Raw genomic sequence first — 24,912 nt, forward strand, 5'->3', positions numbered from 1 at the left:
GGTGGGGGTCCGGGGGAGGGAACCCTTTTTTACAAAAAAGGGTTCCCTTCCCCGGGGCCTTTCCTCTCATTATTTGCCGCGTTTGAACATCTTTTCCATCTCGCGGTGGCCGAAGCGCACGGTCACCGGCCGACCGTGGGGGCAGTAGTCCCGCTCCGGTGTCTTGGACCACTGGGCGAGCAGGGCCACGGCCTCATCGTCGGCAAGCCTGGTTCCGGCCTTGATGGCCGTCTTGCAGCTCATGAGAATCCAAAGATCGTGCAGGGTCTTGGATTGGCCGGCCAGGGCAGCGCGCAGATATTCCTTGGCCTGCCCCAGGCTTAAGCCCGGCGGCACGCCGGTGATGGCGACCGTGCCCGGGCGCGGCGACTGGAGGGCGAAACCGACGGCGCGCAGTTCGTTGTGGAGTTCCTGCAGTCGCGCCTGCTCGGCGGGGTGCAGCGTCAGTTCCACCGGAATGCCGACCGGGCGGCTGTCGCCGCGCGAGCCGGTGGCTTCCATGGCGGCGTAGATGATGCGTTCGTGGGCCGCGTGCTGATCGAGCAACACCAGCTCCCGGCCGAGGTCGACAATAAGGTAGGTGTCGGCGAACTGGCCCAGGTAGCGCACTCCGGGCGGCAGCGACGGCTCCAGCTCCTCGGGGGTGCGGGCGCGCAGGATTCCCGGCGCGTCATCCGGCGCGGCGCGCTCCTGGTCGGCGGGGAAAACGGCCGTGCCGGGACCGTCGGATGGAATGTCACCGGGCTCCCCGGCCTGGGCGAGATGCTGCTCGTGGCGGACCACGGCCGGCGGCTCCAGGTGGCGCACGGGCGCGGGCAGGCCGTGGCGGCGGTTGTCGGCCACGGCCTGGTAGGGTGTGGCGGCAGGGGACGGGGAGTCTTGGACTTCCTGGCCGATCGGACGGCCGGGCGGGCCTTCCCGCACCAGGGGCGCGGCCGGGGTGGTCTCGTCGGGATGTGGCGCGTCGGTGCGCACGAGTTCGTCGAGAAAGTCGCGGCGGGAGGCGAATTTTGGCGGTTCGCCGCCGGATTGTTTGACCCAGGGCTCTGGCGCGGGGACCGTGCGCAGGACCAGCGCCTTGTCGAGGGCCTGCCCGACGGCCCGGCGGAGGTTCAGGAAGACGACCTGTTCGTCGCGGAAGCGCACCTCGGTCTTGGCCGGATGCACGTTGACGTCCAGGTCCTCGGGCGGCAGCGTCACAAAAAGCGCCACCTGCGGGTATTCCCGGGACAGCAGCCGGCCTTTGTAGGCCTCGCGCACGGCCGAAAGCAGGAGCCTGTCCTGGACCGCCCGGCCGTTGACGTAAAAAAGCATGCGGTCGGCCCGGGACTGGGCGGAAAGCGGCTTGCCGATGAGTCCCCGCACGCGGATGGGGCCCAGGGCGTAGTCCACCTCGAAAAGCCCTTCGGTGACGGCCGGCGGCCAGATGCCGCCAAGCCGCGCGGCGAGCGTCTGGCTGGCGGGGAAACGGAGCGTCGTGCGGCCATTGACGGAGAGTTTGAAGGCCACGTCGAGCCGGGCCAGCGCTGCCCGGCTGAAGGCTTCGGTGGCGCGCTTGGTCTCCACGGCCTCGGATTTGAGAAATTTGAGCCGTGCCGGCACGGCGGCGAAAAGATCGCGCACTTCGATGCGCGTGCCGCGCGCCAGGGCCGCTGGGCCTTCCTCCACGATGCGGCCGCTCTCCACCCGGATGACCGCTCCTTCGTCAAACGCCTCGTGGCGCGAGGTCAGCGTAAAGCGCGACACCGAGGCGATGCTCGGCAAGGCTTCGCCGCGAAACCCGAAGCTCTCGATGCTGGTCAGTTCCTCCATGGAGACGATCTTGCTCGTGGCATGGCGCGTGACGGCCAGCGACAGTTCCTCGGGCGTCATGCCCCAGCCGTCGTCGGCCACGACCATGGCCGTGCGGCCGCCGCCGTCGATGGAGACTTCGATGCGCGTCGCCCCGGCGTCGAGGCTGTTTTCAACAAGTTCCTTGAGAACGCTGGCCGGGCGTTCGACCACTTCGCCGGCGGCGATCTGGTTTTGCAGTTCGGGCGGCAGGACGCGGATGGTGCGGTGTTTGACGGCGCTTGGCATGGCCCCTTTTTACGGCATCTCGACGCGAAGGGCCAGCGGGCCGCAAATACTGGAAAAGCGGTGGCGATGGGCGTAGAAACCAAGCCCGCGTCGACAAGGAGAAACGCCATGACCATCGCCTACAATTACCTGCGCACAAAGGTGCGCCTGGATAACATCGTCGCCAACTACAAGCATCTGTGCAGCTTCGGCGGCCATGTCCTGGCCGTCATCAAGGCTGACGCCTATGGCCACGGCCTTGTCGAGACGGCCCGGGCCCTGGCCGGGGCCGGCTGCGACGCCTTTGCCATCGGCTCCGTGGCCGAGGGCGCGGCGCTGCGGCAAAGCGGCTGCGACGGGGCCATCGTGTCCCTGGTCGGGCCGGTTCTGCCCGAGGACGACGCCATGGTGCTCGATTTTGACGTCACGCCCTTTGTGCATGATTTCGACCAGCTGGCGCGGCTTGCCGCTCTCGCCGCCGGGCAGGGCAAAAAGGCCCGGGTGGCGCTCAAGTTCGACACGGGCATGGCCCGGCTGGGCTTTTGCGAGTGCGACGTGCCGCATCTGCTCGAAACCCTTGCGGGCATGCCGGCCATCGAGGTGGTCATGGTCAGCTCGCACCTGGCCACGGCCGACGACCCCAATGCCTTCGATTTCGTGGGCGAACAGGGGAGCAAATTCGCCCGCATCTGCCAGGGGCTTCGCGACGGCGGACTCACCTTCGAGGCCTCGCTTTGCAATTCGGCCGGCATCCTGGCCCATGCGACCGATTTTGGTTTCGAGGCCCGGCGGGCCGGTATCGCGCTCTACGGCGTCAATCCCTTCGCGGGCACGGCGCGCGAGCCGCTCGGCGCGGGATTCGTGCCGGCCATGGAGACGGTGACGCGCATCGTTTCGGTGCACGACCTGGCCTGCGGCTGTTCCATCAGCTACGGCCGGACCTACACGGCCGAGCGCGACATGCGGGTGGCCATCGTGGCGGCGGGCTACGCCGACGCCTACAGCCGGGGACTGTCCAACCGGGGCTACATGTGTCTGGCCGGCAGGCGCGTGCCCATCGTCGGCCGGGTGTGCATGCAGCTCACCGCCGTCGACATCACGGGCGTGGCTGCCGCGCCGGGGGATGTGATCCACCTGCTCGGCGGCGAGGGGCCGGGCACGATCACGGCCGACGACCTGGCCACCTGGTGGGAGACGATTCCCTATGAGGTTTTCTGCCTGTTCGGGCTCAATCCGCGCGAGTATTGCTAGGCCGTGCTCCGGGAGCGCGCAGGCCTGTCGGCGCAACACAGGAGAAAGCGGTGATGGAAAAAGGCGGCGCACCCCGATGCGCCATTCGCGGCATGTTTTTCGACTTCCTGGACGATCCCTGGAAGCATGCCGGCAAGGAGCATGAGGCGGTCCGTTTCCTGCGCGATGGCCTGCTGGTCGTCGAGAACGGGATGATACGCGACTTCGGCCTGTTCGAGGAAGTTTCACCCCGCCATCCCGGCCTGGAAGTCGTCTCCTTGCCGGGCCGGCTGCTCTTGCCGGGCTTTATCGACGGCCATGTCCATTTCCCCCAGCTGCGCGTGATGGGGGCCTATGGCAGTCATCTGCTCGACTGGTTGCAACAGCGGGTTTTCCCCGAGGAACGCAAGTACAGCGACCGCGACTATGCCGACAAGGCGGCCGGGTTTTTCTTCGATGCGTTGCTGGCCGCCGGCACCACGACCTGCCAGGCCTTTACGACAAGCCATCCGGCCGCGACCGAGGCCTTTTTCGAGGAGGCCGCGCGGCGCAACATGCGCGTGATCACGGGGCTGACCGGCATGGACCGCTTCGCACCCGAAGCGAACTGTGTCGGTTCGGGCGATTTCTATCGCGAGTCCAGACGCCTTATCGGCCGCTACCACCGCAAGGGGCGCAACCTCTACGCCATAACCCCCCGGTTTGCCGTGGGCTGCACGGACGCCATGCTGGAATATAGCCGTCGGCTCAAGGCGGAATTCCCCGATTGCTGGGTCAATACCCACATCTCGGAGAATCCGGCGGAAGTCCCCGTGGCCAGGGAGCTTTTCCCCGACTGCCAGGACTACACGGCCGTCTACGAGCGCTACGGCCTGCTCGGGCCCAAGTGCACCGCCGGGCACGGCATTTGGCTGTCGGACGACGAGATGCGGCGGTTTTCCGAGGCCGGCGCGGCCATTGCCTTTTGTCCGTTGTCCAATTTCTTTCTCGGCAGCGGTTCTTTCCGGCTGGGCCGGGCCATGGACCCCGAACATCCCGTGAAAGTCGTTTTGGGCAGCGACATCGGCGGCGGCAATGCCTTGTCGCTTTTGCGTGTGATGGAGGAGGCCTACAAGGTCGGCATGTGCAACGCGACGTTGCTCGACGGCTCTCTCGACCCGCGCGCGATGGATCTGGCCGAGGCCGAACGCAACAAGCTCTCGCCGTACCGGGCCTACTACCTGTCCACCCTTGGCGGGGCGCGCGCCCTGTGTCTCGACGACCTGCTCGGCAATTTCGAGCCGGGCAAGGAGGCCGATTTCGTGGCCTTGGACGTCAACGCCGGGCAGGCGGCCATGGCCTGGCGTCAATCCCTGGCCGTCAAGGACGCGGCCGGACCGCGCACCGTCGACGAGGCGGCCGAGCTTCTTTTCGGCGTCATGGCCCTGGGCGACGACCGCAATGTGGATGAAACCTGGATTGCCGGCAGGCGGGCCTACAAGAAGGCCGCGACTGCCTGAAGAATATCTTTCAGGCCCGCCTCCTGACAGCGAGGCATGGCCTCCCCCTGGCCGAAAAGTTTAGGAAAGGGAGAGCGCGAGAGGGGAGAACCCTTTTCCAAAGGGTTTCCCCTCTCGCATCTTCTTCACGTTCTTCTTCGACCACATCACGGACGCGTCGCGATGCCGTGAATGCGCAGGTAGCGGTAGAGGCTTTGCTTGCCGAGGTCGGACATTTCGCAGGCCTTGTGGATGTCGCCGCCGGCCTGCTGCATGAGCGCCTTGAAATAACGGAACTCGGTTTCCTTCTTGTAGTTGTCGAAGGGCGTGATGGTCATCTCGCCATGGGCGGCGTCGGGCTGTTCGAGCGGCGGCGCCAGTTCCAGCTCCTGGCCGTTGGCCGCTTCCTGGCATTTGCCGCTCATGATGCGGATGCGCACTTCGGACGGTAGGTGCTTGGGATAAAGCGTGGGCTCGAACTGGGCGCGCACGATGATGTTTTCCATGAGGTTGACCAGTTCGCGCACGTTGCCCGGCCAGTCGTATTCCATGAGGCTGTCGAGGAACTCCGGGGAAAAGCCCTTGAGCGGCACTTTATACTTTTTGCAAAAGGCGTTCATGTAATAGATGGTCAGTTCCTGGACATCCTCGCCGCGCTGGCGCAGGGGCGGAATGTGGATGTGCATGGTGCGCAGGCGGAAGAGCAGGTCGTTGCGGAAATCGCCCGCGGCGACCATGGCTTCGAGGTCCTTGTTGGTGGCGGCCACCAGCCTGAAATCGCTCGTTTCCTCTTCCTTGGCCCCGACCGGACGGAAGCGGCGCTCCTGGAGCACGCGCAAAAAGGCTTTTTGCTGGGCAAAGGGGAGTTCACCCACCTCGTCGAGAAAGAGCGTGCCCTTGTCGGCCTGCTTGATGAGCCCTTCCTGTTTTTTTTCCGCGCCGGTAAAAGCGCCCTTGGCGTGGCCGAACAGTACGGATTCAATGAGCGTTTCCGTCAGGCTCGAGCAATCGACCACCACAAAGGGCCCCTCGGCCCGTTCGCTGTTGTCGTGGATGGCCCGGGCGAAAAGTTCCTTGCCGGTACCGGTCTCGCCGGTAATGAGCGTATTGGCGTCGGCGTTGGCGGCCTGGGCCACGAGATCCAGGCAGGCGGCCACGCGCTGGCTGTTGCCGATGATGCCGTCGCGCTTTAAGGCCACGGTGGGGGGGCGGTGGGCGAATTTTTCCTTGCGGTACTGCAGGGCGCGGATCAGCGGCAGGGTCATGGACTCGGCCGTGGCCGGCTTTTCGATGTAGTCCCAGGCTCCGTTTTTGATGGCCAGCTCCGCGCCGTTGGGGTAGCTCGCGCCGGTGAAGATAATGACTTCCGGCGCCTTGTCGCGGTCGGTGATCTTGGGAATGGAGAGCAGGCCGTTACCATCGGGCAGGTCCACGTCGAGGTAGACCACGTCGTAAAATTCCGCGTCCAGGGCCTCGAGTCCCTTGCCCAGGCTGGGTTTGGCCGTGACCTCGTGGCCCATGCTTTCGATGACCAGTTTGCACACTTCTCGAATATGGGTGTCGTCGTCGATAACCAGAATCTTCGCCATGCCACCTCCCCCGTGCTACTGGCTTGAATTTATGTAAGGCGAACCGGGCGGTTTGTCGAGGCGGGGCCCGGCGCGCCCCCGGCAGGTTTGACGCCGCGTCGCCGGCTTCGTAGTGTCGTCGACGAAAGGAGGCGGCCATGACCGATGCACAGACCCCCAAGCGCAAGCGGCCCATCCTGGTCTGGGTCATTTTTCTCTTTTATCTGATCAGCTCGATCCAGATCATCGTGGGGCTTTTTTTCGTCGCGGCCGGCGGCGTGAACCTGACGCCGGAGCAGCAGGCGTTTCTGGCCAAGTTCACGGTGTGGGACCGGGTGATCGGCTATGTCAACGCGGCGCTGACGCTGGTCGGGGTGACGCTTTTGTTGGGGTTGCGCAAGCAGGCGGTGAACGTGCTGGCCGTGGCGTTTGCGATGAACCTTTTTTCCACGGCCGTGGTCTGGTTCAGGGCCGATCCGGCGGCGGTGACGGCCCCGGCCGCCCTGGCCGCCCAGGTGTTCGGCATCGTACTGTTCGGTGCGGTGGTCTATTACGCCTGGCGACTGGACAAGCGGGGGATACTTCAGGATCCGCCAAGGGCGCGTCGGCCCCAGGCATAGAGTGTCGCGTAGGTCGCGCTCACGCCCGCATCCCCGCCAAAACGCTTCGCGTAATAACGCACGAATTTCCGATACCGGGCCGGGCTCCCCGCCTTTGTCCCCGGCGTGTGGGTGACGCCCGCGCCTTTGAGCGCCCGCAACAGTTCCCCGACGCTGCCATACGTCACCACGTGGCGCTTTTCCTCGAATTCCGCCAGCCCCCCGGTCAGGTCCGTGAAGAGCGTCTTGTAATAATCCGCCGGCCGCATGGGATAGACCGAGCCGAAGCCCGTGGCCCGCGACGCCTCCTCCAGTTCGCCAAGCGTCCCTCGCACATAGAGCGCGATGGCGAAACCGCCGCCGGGTCGCAACAGCCGCAGATTGGCCGCGATGGACCCGGCCGGATCGGCGTACCAGTGCATGGCCGAGGCCGAGGCCAGGAAATCGAAGGTTCCCGGTAAAAAGGGCGGGTGCTCGCCGTCGGCCGCGAGCTTGACCGCCCCGGGCATGGCGGCGTTTCGCAGCATGCCCGGGGAGAGGTCCAGGGCCACGTAGATCCCGTCGGGAGCCAGTCGCGGGGCGAGTTCGCGCGTGAAAAGGCCGCTGCCGGCCCCGATTTCCAGTACGTGTCCGGAAAGGACCGGCGGGCAGAGCGCCGCCAGCCGCGCGGCCACCAGCCGCTGGACCCGGGCGGCGGCCTCGTAGGTGGCCCCGGCCCGGTCGAAACGTCCGCGAATTGGCCTCGTCATTGGGAAATCGCCGCCCCAAGCACGGCCGGATCGGGATAGTGCCCGCCGGGAAATTCGGTCAAGCGTGCGCCCGGGAGCGACGCCAGGGCCTTTTTAACGGCCGGGCGGCGCACGATGCGGTCGGCGTTGCCGTGAAAAACCGTGACATTGCCGGCCGGGACTGGCGCGCCCGTGGCTTCGGACGCAAGCAGGTACGTAAGACCGGCGGCAAGGGGCGCGGCCCAGCCGGGATTCCAGACCGGGTCGCCCGGCACGCCGCAGTTTTTCCAAAAAGCCCGCGTCGTGCCCTCGGGATCGGCGGCCATGCCGGCGGCCATGGCCCGGGTGATGCGCCCGGGCAGGCTGTCGCCGAAACGGGCGAAGGGGGCAAACAGCACGATGCGGCCAAAGCGGGGCACGAGCCTCGCCGCGTGCTTGACGATCATGTGCGCGCCCGTGGACCAGCCGGCCAGCACCGTACCGCCGCTTTGGGCGAGTGCGGCCACAAGCGTTTTCTCGTCCCCGTCGCAAAACGGAGCGCGAAAGGCCCATCCGCTCGGAAAGTCGGGGAAGAGCGTTTCGGGTCCGGCCCAGCCGGAAAGAAAAAAACGGCCGGTCATGGGAAAAACGAGACGCGGAGCCTGGAAAAGCCGAGCCGGATGCGTTTTAAGTCATCGCGCGTGAGGTCGGCGCGCAGGGACAGGCGAAGCCGTGCCGTACCGTCGGGAACGGTGGGTGGCCGTACCGCCGCCACGAGCAGCCCTTCGGCCATAAGGAGCGACTGGGCGTGCAAGGCCACCCGGTTGCGGCCGCAGGCCACGGGAATGATCTGGGTGGTGGAGCCCATGGTGTCGAAGCCGAGCCCGCCCAGGTGATCGCGGATTTCCTTGGCGATACGCATCAGCCGCGCCCCGTCGGCGGGGTTGGACTTGATGTGCCGCAACGCCGCCAGGGACGCGCCCAGGACCGCCGGCGGCAGGGCGGTGGAAAAAATGAACGAACGGCCGCGGTTTCGCAGCAGTTCGATGGTCTCCACCCGGCCGGCGATGAACCCCCCGTGGGACCCGAGCGCCTTGCTCAGGGTGCCCACATGCACGTCCACGTCGTCGGAGAGTCCGAGGGCGGCGGAAAGCCCCCGGCCCCGGCCGATCACCCCGGTGGCGTGGGCTTCGTCCACGACCACCAGCGCCCCGTGGGCTTTGCCAAGCTCGACGATCCGCGCTAAGGGAGCCACGTCGCCGTCCATGCTGAAAACCGTGTCCGTGACGATGATTTTCTTGTCGACCTGCTCCTCCCGCATGAGCAGCTTTTCCAGATGCTCCATGTCCAGATGGCGGTAGCGCACGAGCCGGGCTCCGGACAGGCGTATGCCGTCGATGATGCTGGCATGGTTGAGGCGGTCGGAAAAAACCACGGTGTGCCGGTCGGCCAGGGCGGAAAACACGGCCAGATTGGCGGCGTAGCCGCTGCCGGTCACCAGGGCCGCCTCCTGGTACTTGAACGTGGCCAGTTCCGCTTCCAGGGTCTCGGCCAGGGCGAAGTTGCCGGTGACCAGCCGCGAGGCCCCGGAGGAACAGCCGTGGCGCGTGAGCGCCTTGACCGATCCCTCGATGAGGTCCGGATGCCCGGACAGGCCGAGGTAATTGTTGGAAGCGAGGTTTAAAAGTCGCGTGCCGGAATAGAGGATTTCCCGGGCCGCGCCGTCATCGATCGGCGGGATGGTCCGGAAGCTGTCCGAGTTGCGAAGCTTGGCCGCCTCGGGCACGATATGTTTGCCGAAAAAGGAAGTGCTCATGCCATTTGGTTCCGGGAAACAGGCTATGCCGATCTGGCATCCCTGCACCCAAATGAAGGATCACGAAAGTTATCCTCCCGTCTTTATGGATCGGGGTCAAGGGATTTACCTCTACGACCGTGAGGGAAACGCCTATATAGACGCTATTTCTTCGTGGTGGGTGAACCTCTTCGGCCATGCCAACCCGCGTATCGTCCGGGCCGTGACCGAACAACTTAACCGCCTGGAACACGTCATTTTCGCCGATGTCACCCATGCTCCGGCCGAGGAACTGGCCGCCCGATTGCTGGCGATCGCCACGGAAGGTCTGACGCGGGTTTTTTTTGCGGACAACGGGTCGTGCGCGGTGGAAGCGGCGCTCAAAATGAGCCATGCCTCCTGGCGCAACCTGGGGCATCCCGAAAAATGCCGATTCCTTTTCCTCTCCAACGGCTACCACGGCGAGACGGCCGGGGCGCTCGGCGTCTGCGGCGACAGGCTCTATGCCGCGCCGTTTGTGCCGCTTTTCGTGGAGCAGATCGAGGTGGCCGGGCCGGACTGCTTCGACTGTCCCTACGGCCGCACCCGCGAAGGCTGCGACGCGCCGTGTTTCGCCGCCATGCAGGAGGCCATCGACGCCAATAAGGACGTGCTCTCCGGCGTCATCGTCGAGCCGCTGGTCCAATGCGCCGGCAACTTCCGCATGTACCCGCCGTCCTACCTCACCAAGTTGCGAAAGGCCACGCGCGCGGCCGGCATCCATTTCATCGCCGACGAGATCGCGGTGGGATTCGGCCGCACGGGCACCATGTTCGCCTGCGAGCAGGCGGGCGTGTCCCCGGACTTCATGTGCCTATCCAAGGGTATCACCAGCGGCACCTTGCCTCTTTCCGTGGTGCTGACCACCGACGCGGTCTTCGACGCCTTTTACCACGATTTCGTGGAGGACAAGGCGTTTTTGCACTCCCACAGCTACACCGGCAATCCGCTGGCCTGCGCGGCGGCCTGCGAAACGCTTCGCATCTTCGAGGAGGACGACGTCATCGCGGCCAACCGGGTCAAGATCGACTACCTGCACAAGGCGGTGCAGGAGCGCTTCGCCGGCTACCGGCACACGGTGGATATCCGTTCCACGGGCTGGATCACGGCGGTGGAACTCTACGCCGATCCCGAGCGCAGGATCCCCTTCGACTGGAAGGCGCGCACGGGCTTTCGCATCTACCAGGAAGCCAAGAAGCGGGGGGCCTGGCTGCGAAACCTGTGCGACATCGTCTACTTCATGCCGCCCTACGTCATTACCCTCGAAGAGATCGACAAGCTGACCGACATCGCCCTCGATTCGGTCAAGGCGGTTTTGGGATGAAACGGTATCTGATCACAGGGACCGGCACGGGCATTGGCAAGTCGTTTTTCTCGGCGTTTCTTGCCGGGATGCTCCTTGAGCAGGGCAGGTCCGTGCGCTACGTCAAACCCGTGGCCACGGGCTACCCCGAGGACGACGACGCGGCCTTCGTGGCCCAAAGGACCGGCTTGGCCCAGGAAGACGCCGTCACGCTCTACACGGCGACCGAGCCGGCCTCGCCCTGCTTCGTGTTCGATCCCTTTCCCTTTGAGGCCTGCGTGTCGCGCATTGAGGCCATGTCGGGCGACCGCGACGTACTGCTCGTGGAAACGGCCGGAGGCATCGGCGTGCCCCTGGCCACGCGGCGCTACAACTACCACTTCGCCCTGGCGTTGGGACTCGAAGTGTTGCTGGTCGTGCCCAACCGCCTGGGCTGCCTGTCCGACGCCATCGTCTACGGCCATTTCATTTTGCGCCACAAGATGGCCTTCACCGGCATCGTGTTAAACGACCACTTCGCCGAATCCCCGCGCCACGCCGACCGCAACGCGGCGGAACTGGAAAGCGAGTTTCCCGGCAAGGTCGTGGCCCGTTACGACGCTTCGGGATTCACCTTCGCCGCCATTCCCGGTCTTGACGGGGAGGCGGGAGAGGGCTAGGAAAAGGCCATGTTCACCCGCACCGACGCCACGCGCACTCTTTTTGCCGGTTCGTATTATTATTACGGCCGACGCGCTCGCGGCTTGGCGGGTGGCGCGGTTCTATAGGGCCGCATCCACAACACCGCCGACTGGGGCCGCGGGCAGATTGCCCGGCGGCCCTTTTTGTTGGTCGACCGGGACGTTCCGGACCCCTGGCGATAACACAGCCAAGGAGAACGACCATGAACATCGGCAAATCCATCCGTCTGGAACGCATCATCAACCGCGACACCGGGCGCACCATTATCGTGCCCCTGGACCACGGCGTATCCGTCGGCCCCATCGAAGGCATTGCCGACATGCGCGGGACCGTGACCAATATCGTGGCCGGCGGGGCCAATGCCGTGCTCATGCACAAGGGCGTGGTGCGCTGCGGCCACCGGGCGCGCGGTCGCGACGTGGGGCTTATCATCCACCTTTCGGCCAGCACCGACCTGTCGCCTTTCCCCAATGCCAAGACGCTGGTGTGCACGGTGGAGGAGGCGATCAAGCTCGGGGCCGATGCCGTATCCGTGCATGTGAACCTTGGCGATGAGACCGAGGCGCGCATGCTCGACGACCTGGGCCGGGTGACCGAGGCGGCGGCGTCCTGGAGCGTGCCGGTCCTGGCCATGGTGTATGCCCGCGGACCCAAAGTCAAAAAACAGTTCGACGCCGATGTGGTGGCCCACTGCGCCCGGGTCGGCAACGAGCTTGGCGCGGACATCGTCAAGGTGCCCTACACCGGCGATCCGGACAGTTTTGCCCGGGTGGTGGCCGGCTGCTGTGTGCCGGTGGTCATTGCCGGCGGGCCGAAGATCGATTCGCGGCGGGCGCTTTTGGAGATGATCGCGGGCAGTGTGGCGGCCGGCGGAGCGGGGCTTTCGGTCGGGCGCAACGTTTTCCAGGACCCGGACCCGGCGAAACTGCTCGCGGCGGTGACGGCCATCGTGCACGAGGGGGCCGGCGTGGACGCGGCCATGGAGTCGCTGATCAAGGAGTGAGGGAAAAGGCGTGGGCTTTCCCGACGCTGGGCGGGCAGATCGAAGGAAAAGAGCCCTTGCCATGGTACGGCAGGGGCTCGAAGCGATAGCGCTGCAGCATGGTTGGACAGTTTCTTTTGCCCCCGCCTCGCCCCGCAGCCCCCCGCCGAGCCCGATATCGCCGCTTTGACGGGTAAGATCCCTCCGCCGCTCCCCGCCGCTATTTCGTCCGGCAGCATTTGACCACCAGCCCGGGAGTCGCTCCTTTTCAGGTGTACGTCGGTTGTTGCCGGCTTCCACCCAAGGTGTCGCCCCGGACGTCCTCCCGACCAGGAAATGCTAGACTGCTGTACCAAAGATGTTTATTGAAGAATAGGCAGAATTAAGGCCGAAACAAGGCTCTCTTTCTGCCGTGTTTGCGCAGCAAGTCGTGTGTTTCCCCGTCTATCTTTTTCAGGTTCTTCACAGCCCCGGAGAGGCGGTTGCGAGATACGTGTCATTGCGGTCAAGCGCGCTTGCTTTGGCAGGGCGGGTGCAATCGTTGCCCGTTGGTGAGAAATTTGTCCGGATTGTTTCTCTGATAATATATGTATCGTGCTAATATTCTTATAGTATGTTCGGACGCCGTTGAGCTGGCGGCGATGACCTCGGCTTTGTCCAGCGATCATCATGTGGTCGCCGTTCACAATATGAAAGAGGCCAGACTCTTTCAGTTCCAGCCATTCCGGTGTGAGCTTGCGTTTATTGAAGTCGGCGCGGATGCCGAAGCCTCTGTTGCCGATATGCTCGAATTGGGTAAAAGCGGCATGGCCATTGTCGTCCTGTTTCGGCCTCCCTGCCCGCAGCCTGTTGTCGAGGCCGTTGCCAGCGGGAAAATCCATGGACTGTGCCGGCTTCCAGTCGATCTGGAACTTTTTGTCCTGCAGGGACGAACGGTTATCGCGCAGATGGTCAAGGAAAACACGTTGCCCGGCCGCCGGCGTCACATACTGACTCGTGAAGAGGTGGCGTATCTTCTGGGGGCCGACAAGTGGAAGGGGAAGTCCTGACTCACCTGCGCCCGTGAGTGATAGGGCGGCAGGACGAAGCGTGCCGGTGACCTCGACAACAACGCCGGGACGCTGCCGGGACAAATATGGTCCAGGCATATCCCGTGTCGAGGAAATTTAGAAAAACCTTTGATTCTGGATTGGTGCGAGAGAGGGGGTTCGAACCCCTATGCCTTTCGGCGCCAGATCCTAAGTCTGGTGCGTCTCCCGATTCCGCCACTCTCGCACGGGCCAACGCGGGCAAAATCTCTTACGCGATCAGGGCCAAGGACACAATAATCAAGGCCGGGTCGGAGTTCGGGAAAAACGGAATCCACCTGAGCGCGGCGCTTCTGAAGAGCTATGGGTTTAACTCGTGTGACAGCTTTAAGCTTTTTGCCCCGGAAGCGGGGAAGATCATGCTTGAGAAAATTTAGGAAGCTTTTTTTTTGGAATGCTAAATGGATAGGCTCACACTGACCGGGAGAATGGTTGGTGGGGGCCTTTATTTATTTTTAGATGAAAGGTATGTATTGCCAAGGTCAATTTTGTTTTGGTACGTTTATTTTTTTGTGGAGTGTGTTGCAATTTTTATTGTGCCATGTGAGGATTTGCTATGAATATTAAGTACCATTCTTGGCTAATAGATAAAAAAATCAATGGAATAAATGTCAGTTTTGATATGAGTGCTGGTGAATATGTTGTTATAGCGAAAGATATTCTGACAAGTAATCAATACCAGCGTCGAAAAATAGATTCACATGGTAAAATATATGATTTGTTGAAGATTGATTTGCTTGATGGATGTGTGATGCCCCCAATTATTCTTTCTACCACAACATCGTTTAATAGTGAGATATATCATGTTATAGAAAGAGCTATCAAGAGCCAGGCCGATTTTGCAAATGCGAAGCCAGAATTAGAAAGGCTGATTAATAGGGCTGTAGAAGATAAAAAAATTATCATTTTGGATGGGTTGCAACGAACTTATACTATTTTAGATTGTGAAAAAATTGCTATTGGAAAGGGGGATAAACAAGAGGCTGCTTTTAAACAAAGTAATATACGCTTTGAAATTTATATTGGCCTGCAAAAGACTGGCGTTTTGTATAGGATGTTGACTTTAAATACAGGTCAAACGCCTATGTCTTTTCGTCAGCAAATCGAGATACTTTATTGTGATTTTATCGATAGAGATGATTTGCCTGATGGTATTGTGATTGTTACAGAAAAAGACGAAAGACGTGCAAGGGGATTGGGAAAATATAAATATCAAGATGTTGTGGATATGTTTTATGCTTATACTACAGCTTCGCCAAAGCCGCATGACAGATTGTCTCTCGTAAGTCAGGTTAAAGAGCTACTTTTTCTTGAAGAATATAAGCAGCAGGATGATATTTTAGAGATACTGACAAGCTATAATCAATTTGTTTCTAAGATTAATACTATTTCTTACGACTGGACTTTTGATCAATCAAGAATTGAACGAGATATTACTCGTCCTTTCGGTGTTAGTGTGGAGTCGGTTTTTAGTAAATCTCAAGCAATGACAGGTTTTGGTTCTGAAATAAAAAAACTTCAAAAGCAAAGTCAAATAGGAAGTATTGCAGATATCAAGGGTTTGATAGATGACTTGCGATTCAATGAGGACCCTCATGATGCATTAAATAACATGATTGTCGCATTGGAGCAAGTTACGTCTAGGGCCAAAAAAGTTGGAGAAGCTCAGCGGTTATACTTTAGCTTGTGTTTTTATCAAATTTTTAACAAAGATTCAGATTCTTTTTTAGACTTAGATAATTGCTGGCTTGCTGCTTTAGAAAAATTTGAGATGATTTATTAGACTATGAAAATATTTAATAGTATCGCTGAAAGATTTTTTGGAGAGGATTTTTCTAGTGTTGTTTTCTCTGGCTTTGCACGAGATGGAGATAAATATTCAGCAAATTCTAGTGTTGGAGCATTGTCTTTTTTTACAGGTTGTGACTATAGTTATTTGTCAGATATAAATAAATATGAGGCTATAATTCTTTTTTCTTATCACACAAATCAAAGGAATATAGTTTCGCTGTTAAATAATATAGACAGAAAGACGGTTGGTTATATTTTTCCAGTCACGAGTTTAAGGTTTTTTGATGAATTTCCAGATGAGCGATGGATGAAGACATTTGCGGTTACAGGTGTAGAGAAGTTAATTCATGGAGGGATAGGTTTAAAATGCTTTAAAGAAAATATTTCAGGAGATTTTTATAAAGAAGGGTTTAATTTTTTTGATTTATTAAATGATAATACTGTTTTGCTTGTAGTTGGAAAAGAGCAGCTTTCAAGTTGTGATATTTCACTGAATGAAATTTTGCTAATTCTTCATAGAGATGATTATTTCCCAATTAAGAAAAATAATTATTTGAGATCAGGACGAGATTTCAAGAATAAACTTAAATTAAAAAAGATGTCTTCTTCGGCGGTGCAGTTGATAAATATATTATTCATCTTGGTAAATAATAGTAAGCATGAAGAAAATCCTGTGTCCAGATTTATAACTTTGTATCAGATAGTTGAGATATACCTGGAAAAAGTTTTTTTAATTTGTGTTAAGGTAATTTCGTCGAGTGATGTGCTTGATCCATATTCATTGAAGGTGTCGTTGTCTAAATGTGCAGGAGACCGGTATAGGTTGGCTCTTCTTTATTCAAATTTTATACCGAACGCAGATAGTGGCGTTTTCAATAATTGTCGTGATATAATCAATAATTTTTTGAGTGAACAATTAGAGATTGGTGATTGTGATTTTGATTGGTCAAAGTCGCTTTATAGATTGAGAAATTTATTTGTTCATGCCCGTTTTAAGCTGACTGATACCGATGCGGACACTGTGAGTTCTATTTGTGATTTTTTTGAAAGTTGTTGTTTTGAAATTATGATAAATTTTGATGAAAGCGTAGAAATTGACGCTATATCTCTTGCGGATTGATGTTTTGGTGTGATAATTAGTTTCTCTTAGTAGCTTTAAGAACCGTGAAGTGAAGTGTTTCAACCATCATCACCGGTTGTTGCAGTCCTCAGTTTGTGTGTTTATTCGAGAAAAATTGCGCGGAATGGTCTGGGCCAACCTGAATGGGCCATAAATTTTTTTGCGAGAAGGTGAGGGCGAGGCATGGGCCGACGGCGCCACTGCGACTCGCAACACATAATCTCAAAAAGCGAAAAGCCGCTCATTTCTGAGCGACTTTTCTTTTTGGGAAACAAAATTTCTGGCGGAGAGGGAGGGATTTGAACCCTCGATCAGGGGTTAAGCCCGATACCCGCTTAGCAGGCGAGCGCCTTCGGCCAACTCGGCCACCTCTCCGCAACACGGCCTGATAGCGGTTTGCGGGAGACCGGTCAAGAAAAAATCCTGCGCTGACGCGCGATCAACGCTCTGTACCCTTTACAGGGACCTGCCCACACGGCTATGCTCTTGCCTCGGCTCAATCGAGTCCACTGCAAAAGGAGTCTCGGGCATGAAAAAGTTCGCGCGTATGGAACGCCTTCCGCCATACGTCTTCGCCACCGTTAATGAGCTGAAAATGCAGATGCGGCGGCGAAACGAAGACGTCATCGACCTCGGCATGGGCAATCCCGACTTGCCTACGCCCCCGCACATCGTCGAAAAGCTCATCGAGGCCGCCCAAAAGCCCGCCAACCACCGGTACTCGGCCTCGCGCGGCATCAAGGGCCTGCGAAACGCCATTTCCGGCTGGTACAAGCGTCGCTTCGACGTGGACATCGATCCCGAAACCGAGGCAGTGGTCACCCTGGGGGCCAAGGAAGGCATGGCCCACCTGGCCCTGGTCATGCTCTCCCCGGGCGATGTCGTCTTCGCCACCGACCCGTCCTATCCCATCCACCCCTATTCCTGCATCATCGCCGGGGCGGATGTGCGGCGCATTCCCATCAGCTGCGACAGCGATTTCTTCGAAGACCTGCTCCTGGCCACCCGACAGACCTGGCCGCAGCCGAAACTGCTCATCATCTCCTTTCCGCACAACCCCACCACGGCTACCGTGGATCTCGACTTCTTCCAGCGCATCGTGGATTTCGCCAAGGAACACGACATGATGGTGATCCACGACTTCGCCTATGCCGATTACGGCCTGGACGGCTACCAGCCGCCGAGCTTTTTGCAGGCCAAGGGCGCCAAGGATGTGGGCGTGGAATTCTTTTCCATGAGCAAAAGCTATTCCATGGCCGGTTGGCGCGTCGGCTACTGCTGCGGCAACCAGGAAATGGTCCATGCGCTCACCCGCATCAAGAGTTATCTGGATTACGGCATGTTCCAGCCCATCCAGATCGCCGCCTCGGTGGCGCTCAATGGACCCCAGGAATGCGTCAGCGAAATTCGAAACGTCTACCAGGATCGCCGCGACGCGCTGATCGAGGGCCTGTGTCGCGCCGGCTGGATGGTGCCCTCGCCCAATTCCACCATGTTCGTGTGGGCCAAGATCCCCGAAGAGTTCGCCCACATGAAATCCGTGGAATTTTCCAAGCTGCTGCTGCGCGAGGGCTCGGTCGCCGTTTCGCCGGGACTCGGCTTCGGCCATTTCGGCGACGACCATGTCCGCTTTTCGCTGGTGGAAAACAGGCACCGCATCAACCAGGCCACACGGAACATCAAAAAAGTGCTTTCAGGGTAGTCATGCACAACGACAAACGCCCCGTTCGTATAGGTCTGGCCGGGCTCGGCACTGTCGGGTCCGGCCTTGTGGCCATTGTCACGCGTAACGCCGAGTGGATCACGCGCCGCCTCGGCCGTCCCATCGCCCTGACCAAGGTGCTGGTGCGCGACGTCGCCAAGCCCCGGGCCGTGGCGCTGCCGCCCGATGTCGGGCTGACCGCCGATCCCGATGCCCTGGTGACGGATCCGGACATCGACATCGTGGTCGAACTCATGGGTGGCACCGGTGCGGCCTTGGACCTGATCCGTCGCGCCCTTTTGGCCGGCAAGCATGTTGTCACGGCCAACAAGGCGCTTTTGGCCGAGCACGGCCCCGAACTTTTCGCCCTGGCGGCCGAGAAGGGGCTGGGGCTTTACTACGAGGCCAGTTGCGCCGGGGCCATCCCCATCGTGGCCACCCTCAAGGAATCCCTGGCCGGCAATCGTATCGTCAGCATCATCGGCATATTGAACGGTACGGCCAACTATATTCTGAGCAGCATGAGCGACAAGGGCCTGACCTTTGCCGCAGCGTTGCGTCAGGCCCAGGAAAAAGGCTACGCCGAGGCCGACCCGACCCTCGACATCGAGGGCATCGACGCGGCCCACAAGCTCATTTTGCTGATCCGGCTCGCCTACGGGCAGAATCTGCCCCTGGCCAAGTTGCCCGTGACGGGCATCACCAAGGTCACGACCGAGGACATTCGTTTCGCCGGCGAGTTCGACTACACCATCAAGCTCATCGGCCAGGTCCACGAAGTCGAAGGCAGGCTCTCTGCCAGCGTGAGCCCCATGCTCGTGCACAAGGATTATCTGCTCGCCAGCGTCAATGGCGCGTTCAATGCCGTGCGCGTTGAGGGTGACGCCTCCGGCCCTATCATTCTGCATGGCAAGGGGGCCGGCGACCTGCCCACGGGCAGCGCTGTTCTGGGCGATATCATGGCCCTGGCCCGTGAAGGCATGATCCCCAACAACACCGGCTTTCTGGTCGAGCCCCTGCCCGAGGCCAGCCAGCCCGATCCCGAAGACGCAATTTGTCCCCATTACATCCACTTCACGGTCAAGGATCAGGCCGGCGTCATGGCCGCCATCTCCAAGTCCATGGGCGTGCACGGGGTCAGCATCCGCCAGGCTGTGCAGAAAGGCGCTCCCGAGGACGGGCACGTGCCGATCGTTTTCCTCACCCACGAAGCAACCGAACGGGCCATCCGGGGCGTGCTGGAAGACGCCGCCGCCATGCCGTTTATCAAACCCGGCACGGTGCATTTCAGGGTATTGTAGGGGAAAGGGAATTCGTTGGTCCGGGAGGAGGCAACGTCCCTCTCGGACCATCCCGCAAAGGCAAGGACGAGGGAATGGGCCCTTGTCGCGCCGGCCGGCTTCGGGGGCAGCCTGCCGCAACGCGGAAGAGCGCGAGGGAGTCTGAAGGCAATGCAGTCGATCCGCGGCGAGAACATCGCCAGGGCGACGGCAGCCCACCTGGAGTATTTTTTCCCTGAAGACAACAAACGGAGAGTATCCCTACTCTTCCCTGTGAAAAGTTTTTGAAGAGGGTCCAGGGAGAAACTTTTTGCAAAAAGTTTCTCCCTGGCCGCCGGAGGCATGCTTTGTCCAAACTCGTTTTCCTTATTGCTGATGGCATGGGCGATTTGCCGGTCGAGGCGCTTGGCGGCAGGACGCCCATGGAAGCGGCCGCGACACCCGTCATGGACGCCATGGCCCGGGAGGGCCTGGTGGGGCTTTGCCGCACGGTGCCGGAAGGCTTGGCCCCGGGATCGGATGTGGCCAACATGGCGCTTCTGGGCTTCGACCCGGCCACGTATCACACCGGACGCGGCCCCATCGAGGCGGCGGCCATGGGCTTGTCGCTCGGGGCCGACGACGTGGTTTTTCGGCTCAATACCGTGACCGTAAGCGAGCTCTCCGACACGGGGCTCATGCGCGACTATTCCGCCGGCCATATCGCCACGGAAGTCTCGACCAGGCTGGTGGAAGCCATCGGCCGGGAATGCTGTCCGCCGGACTATGTGGTCCATCCGGGCGTGCAGTACCGCCATCTGCTCGTGGCCAAGGGCGCGGCGGGGCGTCCCGAGGCGCGGGTCGCGGTGCGTCCGCCCCATGACATCACGGATCAGGGGATCGCCCCCGACCTGGAGGAACTGCGCCGGGCCCCGGCCCTGTGGAATTTCGTGCAATGCGCCGGTAAGGTTTTAGCTGGCGCGGAAAATGGCAGCAAGGCCAATGCCGTGTGGCCGTGGGGGCAGGGCAGGGCGCTTACGCTCCCCGATTTCACCGGGACGTTCGGGCTGCGCGGGGCCGTGGTTTCGGCCGTGGATCTGGTCAAGGGCCTTGGCCGGGCCGCCGGCATGGCTGTCTTGGACGTGCCCGGGGCCACGGGACTCCTCGACACCAATTACGAAGGCAAGGTGGCGGCGGCGCTTGATTTTCTCAAAACCGGCGATTTCGTGTTCGTGCACGTCGAGGCGCCGGACGAGTGCGGCCATGCCGGGGATGCGGCCTCCAAGACCGAGGCCGTGGCCCGCTTCGACGCCCGCATCGTGGCCCCCATGCGCGAGGCCTTGGGCAACCACGCCGCGTTTCTGATTGCTTGCGACCATCCCACCCCCATTGCCATTCGCACGCACAGCGCCGATCCCGTGCCTTTCCTTTTCTGGAAGCAAGGCGTAACCCCTTCCGGCGTGGCCGCTTTTTCCGAACGCGAGGCGGCCGCTACCGGCCTTGCCGTCGCCCCCGGGCATACGCTTTTGCCCTCGGCCGCCGGTTGGGCGAACAGGAAAGAGTGAACGCGCCATGGCCCCCATTGTCAGACCCGAGGATTTTCCCTCCCCCGACTCCCGGCTGGAACTGACCGTCTCCTACGGGGAAACGGACCGTATGGGCTATGTCTATTATGGGCATTATCCCCACTGGTTCGAGCGGGGCAGGGGGCATTTCATCCGGGAGCGCGGCATGAGCTACGGCGACGTCGAGGCCCGCGGGGTCTGGCTGCCCGTGCGCGACCTGGCCGTTCGCTACCTGCGCCCCGCCCATTACGACGACGTGGTCACGGTGCGCACCGCCATTGCCGCCTGGGGCCGGGCCTCGGTCACCTTTGTCTACCAGGTTTTCGGTCCGCCGGACGCCTCGATGCTCCTGGCCGCCGGCGAGACCCTGCACGCCTGCACCACGCCCGAAGGGCGGCCCATGGCCGTTCCGGGCTGGCTGCGCGAGCTTTTCGCCGTCTAACCTGTCTCTCCTCTTTGTCGCACATCATGTTCATCGACATCCATACGCACGCCTATCATCCCAAGATATCGGACAAGGTCCTGGCCCAGCTCGAAAGCCATTACGGCATCAAACCCGTCGGCACGGGGCAGATCGACGACCTGATCGCCCGGGCCAAAAAGGCGGGACTCGACCGGGTGGTCGTCCACAATGCGGCCACGGCCGCGGCGCAGGTGGTCCCGGCCAACAACTGGGCCATCCGCATCCACCGGGAGAACCCCGAGGTGCTTTCCTTCGGTACTCTGCATCCTGATTATGCGGACTTCGAGCGCGAGCTGGACAGGCTTGAGCGAAACGGCATCAAAGGCATCAAGTTCCATGCCGATTTCCAGGGCTTCCGTCTGGACGACCACCGGTTGTGGCCGCTTTTCGAGGCTCTTTCCGGCCGTTTCATGGTCATGCTCCACGTGGGGGACAATCTGCCGCCGGCGCAGAACAACTCCTCCCCGGACAAAGTGGCGGCCATTGTTCGCGATTTTCCGGGGCTTACGGTCATCGCCGCTCACCTGGGAGGGTATCTCCACTGGCAGTACGTTCTGGAGCATCTCCTCGGCAAGGACGTCTACATCGATACGTCGAGTTCCCTGTCCTTTATCGACGACGACACCCTGCATCGCATCTTTGATGGCCACCCCCGCGAACGTATTCTTTTCGGCAGCGATTACCCGCTTTTTGATCCCGGCGACGAGATCGGTCTGCTGCGCCGCCGCCTGTCCCTTCGCGACGCGGAGCTCGAGAGCTTGCTTTCGGCCGCAACCGCACTTTTCCGATGACCAAAATGTCCATTGACTTTCGCCCGGGCCTCATGCTGGAAGGGCTGAGCCCGGGCTGTATTGCAAGATTTCACCGCGCGCCCCGGCTCAAGGAGCCCTTCCATGAGTATTCGTCTGCAGGTTCTCTGCTCCCTCGCGATCATGTTCCTTTTAAGCTGCGTGATGTTCGGCGCCACCTGGAGCCTGACCGCTTCCCAGAAGGCGGACGGACTCGTCACCAATCTGGCCGGACGGCAGTGGATGCAGGTCCAGAAAATCGCCAAGGATGCTCTGGCCTATGCCCAGAACGCCAAGTCCGGGAAGGGCGATGCCGCCCTGGCCGAGGATGTGCGTAAACGCCTGGTTGCCTTCGCTGACATCCAGAGCCTGCTGATAAACGGCGGCGACTACAAAGACGGCCAGGGCTTCCATATCCCCAAGGCCGACCGCGAAACGGCGGCCCTGCTCATGGCCGCCGCCGCGCGCATCAAGCCCTTCGTGGCCGAAGTGGAAACCATGCTGTCCAAGCCTGACAGCACCACGGCCGACAAGCTGGCGGCCGCTGCGGAGGACATGGCCCTCGCCCAGGACAAGGCCGTCGACAGGCTGGAAGAGATCGCCGAGGGCAGCGTCACGACATTGATGACGATCCAGGCCAGTGGCATGGCGCTTGGCGCGGTGGTGTTCTTGTCCGTGCTGGTGCTTTTGAGCCGCAGCCTGAATGCTCCGCTGACCCGGCTTCGGGAATATGCCACGGCCGTGGCCAAGGGGAACCTCAAGGCCCGGGCCGCCGGAAACTACCCCCCGGAGTTGTCCGAACTGCGGGACGCCTTGTCCCGCATGGTGGCCTCTCTGGAAGAGGAAATGCACGAGACCCAGAAAAAGGGTCATGAGTGCGAGCTCCAGGCCGCCGAAACCCATTCGGCCCTCGTGGCGACCCGGGAACAGGAAGCCCGCACCAACGAATTGCTCGCCCGTATGCATGAAGCCGCGGCCCAGGCCAGAAGCGTGTCCGAATCCGTCATGAACGAGTCGGCGAGTCTGCTCGAACAGGCCCAACTCGTGGCCGGCGGCGCCCAGCACCAGCGTGACCGCATGATCGAGACGGCCACGGCCATGGAGGAGATGAACGCCACCGTGCTCGAGGTTGCCCACAACGCCTCCGCGGCGGCGACCAGCGCCGACGAGGCCAAGGGCAAGGCGCTCACCGGAGCCGAGGGCGTGCGCTCCGCCGTCGATTCCATCGAGGTCATCCGCCAACGCATCCTGGAACTCAAGGAATCCATGACCCGCCTTGGCCAGCAGGCCGACAGCATCGGTCATATCATGAACGTCATTTCCGACATCGCCGACCAGACCAACCTCCTGGCCTTAAACGCCGCCATCGAGGCGGCAAGGGCCGGGGACGCCGGACGCGGCTTCGCCGTGGTCGCCGACGAGGTCAGGAAACTGGCCGAAAAGACCATGACCGCCACCAAGGAAGTGGGAGATGCCGTGGTCTCCATCCAGGGGCAGGCCCGCGAGAACATCGCCGCCGTGGAATCCGCCGCCCAGGGCATCGAGGAGAGCACCACCGCCGCCGCCGCCTCGGGCCGTTTCATGGACGAGATCGTGGGCATCGTTGACGCCACGGCCTCGCAAGTCGCCTCCATCGCCACGGCCTCGGAGGAACAGTCCGCCACCTCCGAGGAGATCAACCGGGCCGTGGAAGAGGTCAACCGCATCGCCGGCGAGACCGCCGACGGCATGGAAACCGCCACCGCCGCCCTGTCCGCGCTGTCCGCCCTGTCCGGCGAACTTGACGACGTCATTCGCCGCATGACCGGCGATACGACCGCGAGTCATCCGAAAAAGGCCGCCGCGCCGCGTGCTGTGGCCGCAAGCCCCAGGGTGCCGTCCCTGCCGTCGGGTCGCCCCGCCGCCAAGTCGCTGCCCGCTCCCCGGCGTTCGGTCGCGGCCAAGGCCCTTCCCCATGCGCCGGCCAAACCCGCGCCTAAAGCCGCGTCCACGCATTCTGCTCCTGCCCATGCCGCGCTGTCCAAATCCGCCAGCGACGCCATCCTCGTCTGGGACCAATCCCTGGCCGTCGGCATCCACGAAATCGACAGCCAGCACCAGAAGCTGGTGCGGATGATCTGCGACCTGCACGAGGCCATGCGCAGCGGAAAGGGCAAGGGTCAGGTGGAAAGCATCCTGCGCGAACTCGAAGAATACGCGGTGGAGCATTTCGGTTTCGAGGAAAAGCTCATGGAGCAGTACAAGTATCCGGGCTACCTCAACCACCGCAAGGAGCACGAGCAGTTCGTGGACAAGGTCCTCGCCTTCGGCAATGACTTCCGGGCCAACAAGGTGGCACTGACCAACGAGGTCATGAACTTCCTGAAAAACTGGCTCGTCGGCCACATCAAGGGCACCGACCAGAAGTACAGTTCGTTCTTCAACGAACGCGGCGTTCGTTGAGCTGTTGAGAGGTGAGGAAGATGCGAGAGGGGGACCCTTTTTGGAAAAAAGGGTCCCCCTCTCGCGCTCTCCCCTCCCAAAAACTTTTCACGGTGATAGGCGCTCTCATGGTAACGCTCTGTAACCGTTGAAAGTCTTTCCTATGTGGCCCGAAGTCAAGCCGGCTGACGCAGTCTAACCGCCCGTTTCCTATTCGCGCCCGAAGCGCCAAGTACCGATTCGGTAGTTTTCGGATTCCCGCCATTTGAAAAACG

General features: G+C 60.8%; 20 protein-coding genes and 2 tRNA genes. 14 read left to right on the forward strand and 8 right to left on the reverse strand.

Going from position 1 to position 24,912, the window contains the following annotated elements; translation table 11 throughout:
* Positions 1 to 69: 69 nt before the first annotated feature.
* Positions 70 to 2,079, reverse strand: a complete 2,010-nt coding sequence (gene mutL / locus ACMZ6R_RS15635; protein ID WP_416113125.1) for a DNA mismatch repair endonuclease MutL — start codon at positions 2,077 to 2,079, stop codon at positions 70 to 72.
* Positions 2,080 to 2,187: 108 nt separating this feature from the next.
* On the opposite strand from mutL, the gene alr reads away from it, so the two are divergent.
* Positions 2,188 to 3,309, forward strand: coding sequence for an alanine racemase (alr, locus tag ACMZ6R_RS15640; protein WP_416113127.1), 1,122 nt, complete (start codon positions 2,188 to 2,190; stop codon positions 3,307 to 3,309).
* A gap of 53 nt (positions 3,310 to 3,362) precedes the next feature.
* Positions 3,363 to 4,787, forward strand: a complete 1,425-nt coding sequence (gene guaD / locus ACMZ6R_RS15645; protein WP_416113129.1) for a guanine deaminase — start codon at positions 3,363 to 3,365, stop codon at positions 4,785 to 4,787.
* A 146-nt stretch (positions 4,788 to 4,933) separates the two neighbouring features.
* Here the strand turns inward: guaD and ACMZ6R_RS15650 are convergent, their stop codons facing one another.
* Positions 4,934 to 6,355, reverse strand: a complete 1,422-nt coding sequence (locus tag ACMZ6R_RS15650; RefSeq protein WP_416113131.1) for a sigma-54-dependent transcriptional regulator — start codon at positions 6,353 to 6,355, stop codon at positions 4,934 to 4,936.
* Between the two features lie 137 nt (positions 6,356 to 6,492).
* Between ACMZ6R_RS15650 and ACMZ6R_RS15655 the strand changes: the two genes are divergently transcribed.
* Complete coding sequence (locus ACMZ6R_RS15655; RefSeq protein ID WP_416113133.1) at positions 6,493 to 6,954, forward strand: hypothetical protein; 462 nt, start codon at positions 6,493 to 6,495, stop codon at positions 6,952 to 6,954.
* On the opposite strand, the gene ACMZ6R_RS15660 is transcribed toward ACMZ6R_RS15655, so the two are convergent.
* The 3 genes from ACMZ6R_RS15660 to bioF all read right to left on the reverse strand — a co-directional run bounded on the left by ACMZ6R_RS15660 (position 6,918) and on the right by bioF (position 9,456).
* The gene (locus ACMZ6R_RS15660) at positions 6,918 to 7,682 is read right to left on the reverse strand and encodes a methyltransferase domain-containing protein (protein WP_416113135.1); all 765 of its coding nucleotides are present in this window, start codon (positions 7,680 to 7,682) and stop codon (positions 6,918 to 6,920) included. The two genes, ACMZ6R_RS15655 and ACMZ6R_RS15660, sit on opposite strands and share 37 nt — an antisense overlap.
* Positions 7,679 to 8,167 (reverse strand): alpha/beta fold hydrolase, encoded by a 489-nt coding sequence (locus ACMZ6R_RS15665; protein WP_416113137.1) that lies wholly within the window; start codon positions 8,165 to 8,167, stop codon positions 7,679 to 7,681. Before ACMZ6R_RS15665 ends, ACMZ6R_RS15660 begins: the two co-directional genes overlap by 4 nt.
* Positions 8,168 to 8,277: 110 nt before the next feature.
* Positions 8,278 to 9,456, reverse strand: coding sequence for an 8-amino-7-oxononanoate synthase (bioF, locus tag ACMZ6R_RS15670; protein WP_416113139.1), 1,179 nt, complete (start codon positions 9,454 to 9,456; stop codon positions 8,278 to 8,280).
* Here bioF and bioA point away from each other — a divergent pair.
* From bioA to ACMZ6R_RS15685, 3 genes are all read left to right on the forward strand, one after another.
* Complete coding sequence (bioA, locus tag ACMZ6R_RS15675; RefSeq protein WP_416113141.1) at positions 9,455 to 10,798, forward strand: adenosylmethionine--8-amino-7-oxononanoate transaminase; 1,344 nt, start codon at positions 9,455 to 9,457, stop codon at positions 10,796 to 10,798. The genes bioF and bioA overlap by 2 nt on opposite strands.
* Positions 10,795 to 11,436 carry a dethiobiotin synthase gene (gene bioD / locus ACMZ6R_RS15680; protein WP_416113143.1) on the forward strand — a complete coding sequence of 214 codons (642 nt, stop codon included), beginning with the start codon at positions 10,795 to 10,797 and terminating at the stop codon, positions 11,434 to 11,436. Before bioA ends, bioD begins: the two co-directional genes overlap by 4 nt.
* 224 nt (positions 11,437 to 11,660) lie before the next feature.
* Positions 11,661 to 12,461: a 2-amino-3,7-dideoxy-D-threo-hept-6-ulosonate synthase gene (locus tag ACMZ6R_RS15685; RefSeq protein ID WP_416113145.1), complete on the forward strand. Its 801-nt coding sequence runs from the start codon at positions 11,661 to 11,663 to the stop codon at positions 12,459 to 12,461.
* A 341-nt stretch (positions 12,462 to 12,802) separates the two neighbouring features.
* Here the strand turns inward: ACMZ6R_RS15685 and ACMZ6R_RS15690 are convergent, their stop codons facing one another.
* Both ACMZ6R_RS15690 and ACMZ6R_RS15695 read right to left on the reverse strand, forming a co-directional pair.
* Positions 12,803 to 13,426, reverse strand: a complete 624-nt coding sequence (locus tag ACMZ6R_RS15690; protein ID WP_416113147.1) for a hypothetical protein — start codon at positions 13,424 to 13,426, stop codon at positions 12,803 to 12,805.
* Positions 13,427 to 13,630: 204 nt separating this feature from the next.
* Positions 13,631 to 13,715, reverse strand: a tRNA-Leu gene (locus ACMZ6R_RS15695).
* A 369-nt stretch (positions 13,716 to 14,084) separates the two neighbouring features.
* On the opposite strand from ACMZ6R_RS15695, the gene ACMZ6R_RS15700 reads away from it, so the two are divergent.
* Together ACMZ6R_RS15700 and ACMZ6R_RS15705 are read left to right on the forward strand one after the other, a co-directional pair.
* Positions 14,085 to 15,311 carry a hypothetical protein gene (locus tag ACMZ6R_RS15700; RefSeq protein WP_416113149.1) on the forward strand — a complete coding sequence of 409 codons (1,227 nt, stop codon included), beginning with the start codon at positions 14,085 to 14,087 and terminating at the stop codon, positions 15,309 to 15,311.
* Between the two features lie 3 nt (positions 15,312 to 15,314).
* Positions 15,315 to 16,439 (forward strand): hypothetical protein, encoded by a 1,125-nt coding sequence (locus ACMZ6R_RS15705; RefSeq protein WP_416113151.1) that lies wholly within the window; start codon positions 15,315 to 15,317, stop codon positions 16,437 to 16,439.
* A 281-nt stretch (positions 16,440 to 16,720) separates the two neighbouring features.
* Here ACMZ6R_RS15705 and ACMZ6R_RS15710 read toward each other — a convergent pair.
* A tRNA-Ser gene (locus ACMZ6R_RS15710) sits at positions 16,721 to 16,814 on the reverse strand.
* A 154-nt stretch (positions 16,815 to 16,968) separates the two neighbouring features.
* Between ACMZ6R_RS15710 and ACMZ6R_RS15715 the strand changes: the two genes are divergently transcribed.
* From ACMZ6R_RS15715 to ACMZ6R_RS15740, 6 genes are all read left to right on the forward strand, one after another.
* Positions 16,969 to 18,141 carry an aminotransferase class I/II-fold pyridoxal phosphate-dependent enzyme gene (locus ACMZ6R_RS15715; protein ID WP_416113153.1) on the forward strand — a complete coding sequence of 391 codons (1,173 nt, stop codon included), beginning with the start codon at positions 16,969 to 16,971 and terminating at the stop codon, positions 18,139 to 18,141.
* Between the two features lie 2 nt (positions 18,142 to 18,143).
* Positions 18,144 to 19,442 (forward strand): homoserine dehydrogenase, encoded by a 1,299-nt coding sequence (locus ACMZ6R_RS15720; protein WP_416113155.1) that lies wholly within the window; start codon positions 18,144 to 18,146, stop codon positions 19,440 to 19,442.
* A 326-nt stretch (positions 19,443 to 19,768) separates the two neighbouring features.
* The gene (locus ACMZ6R_RS15725; RefSeq protein ID WP_416113157.1) at positions 19,769 to 20,965 is read left to right on the forward strand and encodes a cofactor-independent phosphoglycerate mutase; all 1,197 of its coding nucleotides are present in this window, start codon (positions 19,769 to 19,771) and stop codon (positions 20,963 to 20,965) included.
* Positions 20,966 to 20,972: 7 nt separating this feature from the next.
* On the forward strand, positions 20,973 to 21,407 hold the full coding sequence (locus ACMZ6R_RS15730; RefSeq protein WP_416113159.1) for an acyl-CoA thioesterase: 435 nt from the start codon (positions 20,973 to 20,975) through the stop codon (positions 21,405 to 21,407).
* Between the two features lie 26 nt (positions 21,408 to 21,433).
* Positions 21,434 to 22,219, forward strand: coding sequence for an amidohydrolase family protein (locus ACMZ6R_RS15735; RefSeq protein WP_416113161.1), 786 nt, complete (start codon positions 21,434 to 21,436; stop codon positions 22,217 to 22,219).
* A 102-nt stretch (positions 22,220 to 22,321) separates the two neighbouring features.
* Entirely contained in the window at positions 22,322 to 24,658 is a 2,337-nt protein-coding gene (locus tag ACMZ6R_RS15740; protein WP_416113163.1) for a bacteriohemerythrin, read from the forward strand.
* Positions 24,659 to 24,912 lie beyond the last annotated feature (254 nt).

Source organism: Solidesulfovibrio sp. C21 (genome assembly GCF_047785625.1).
Classification (GTDB): Bacteria; Desulfobacterota; Desulfovibrionia; order Desulfovibrionales; family Desulfovibrionaceae; genus Solidesulfovibrio.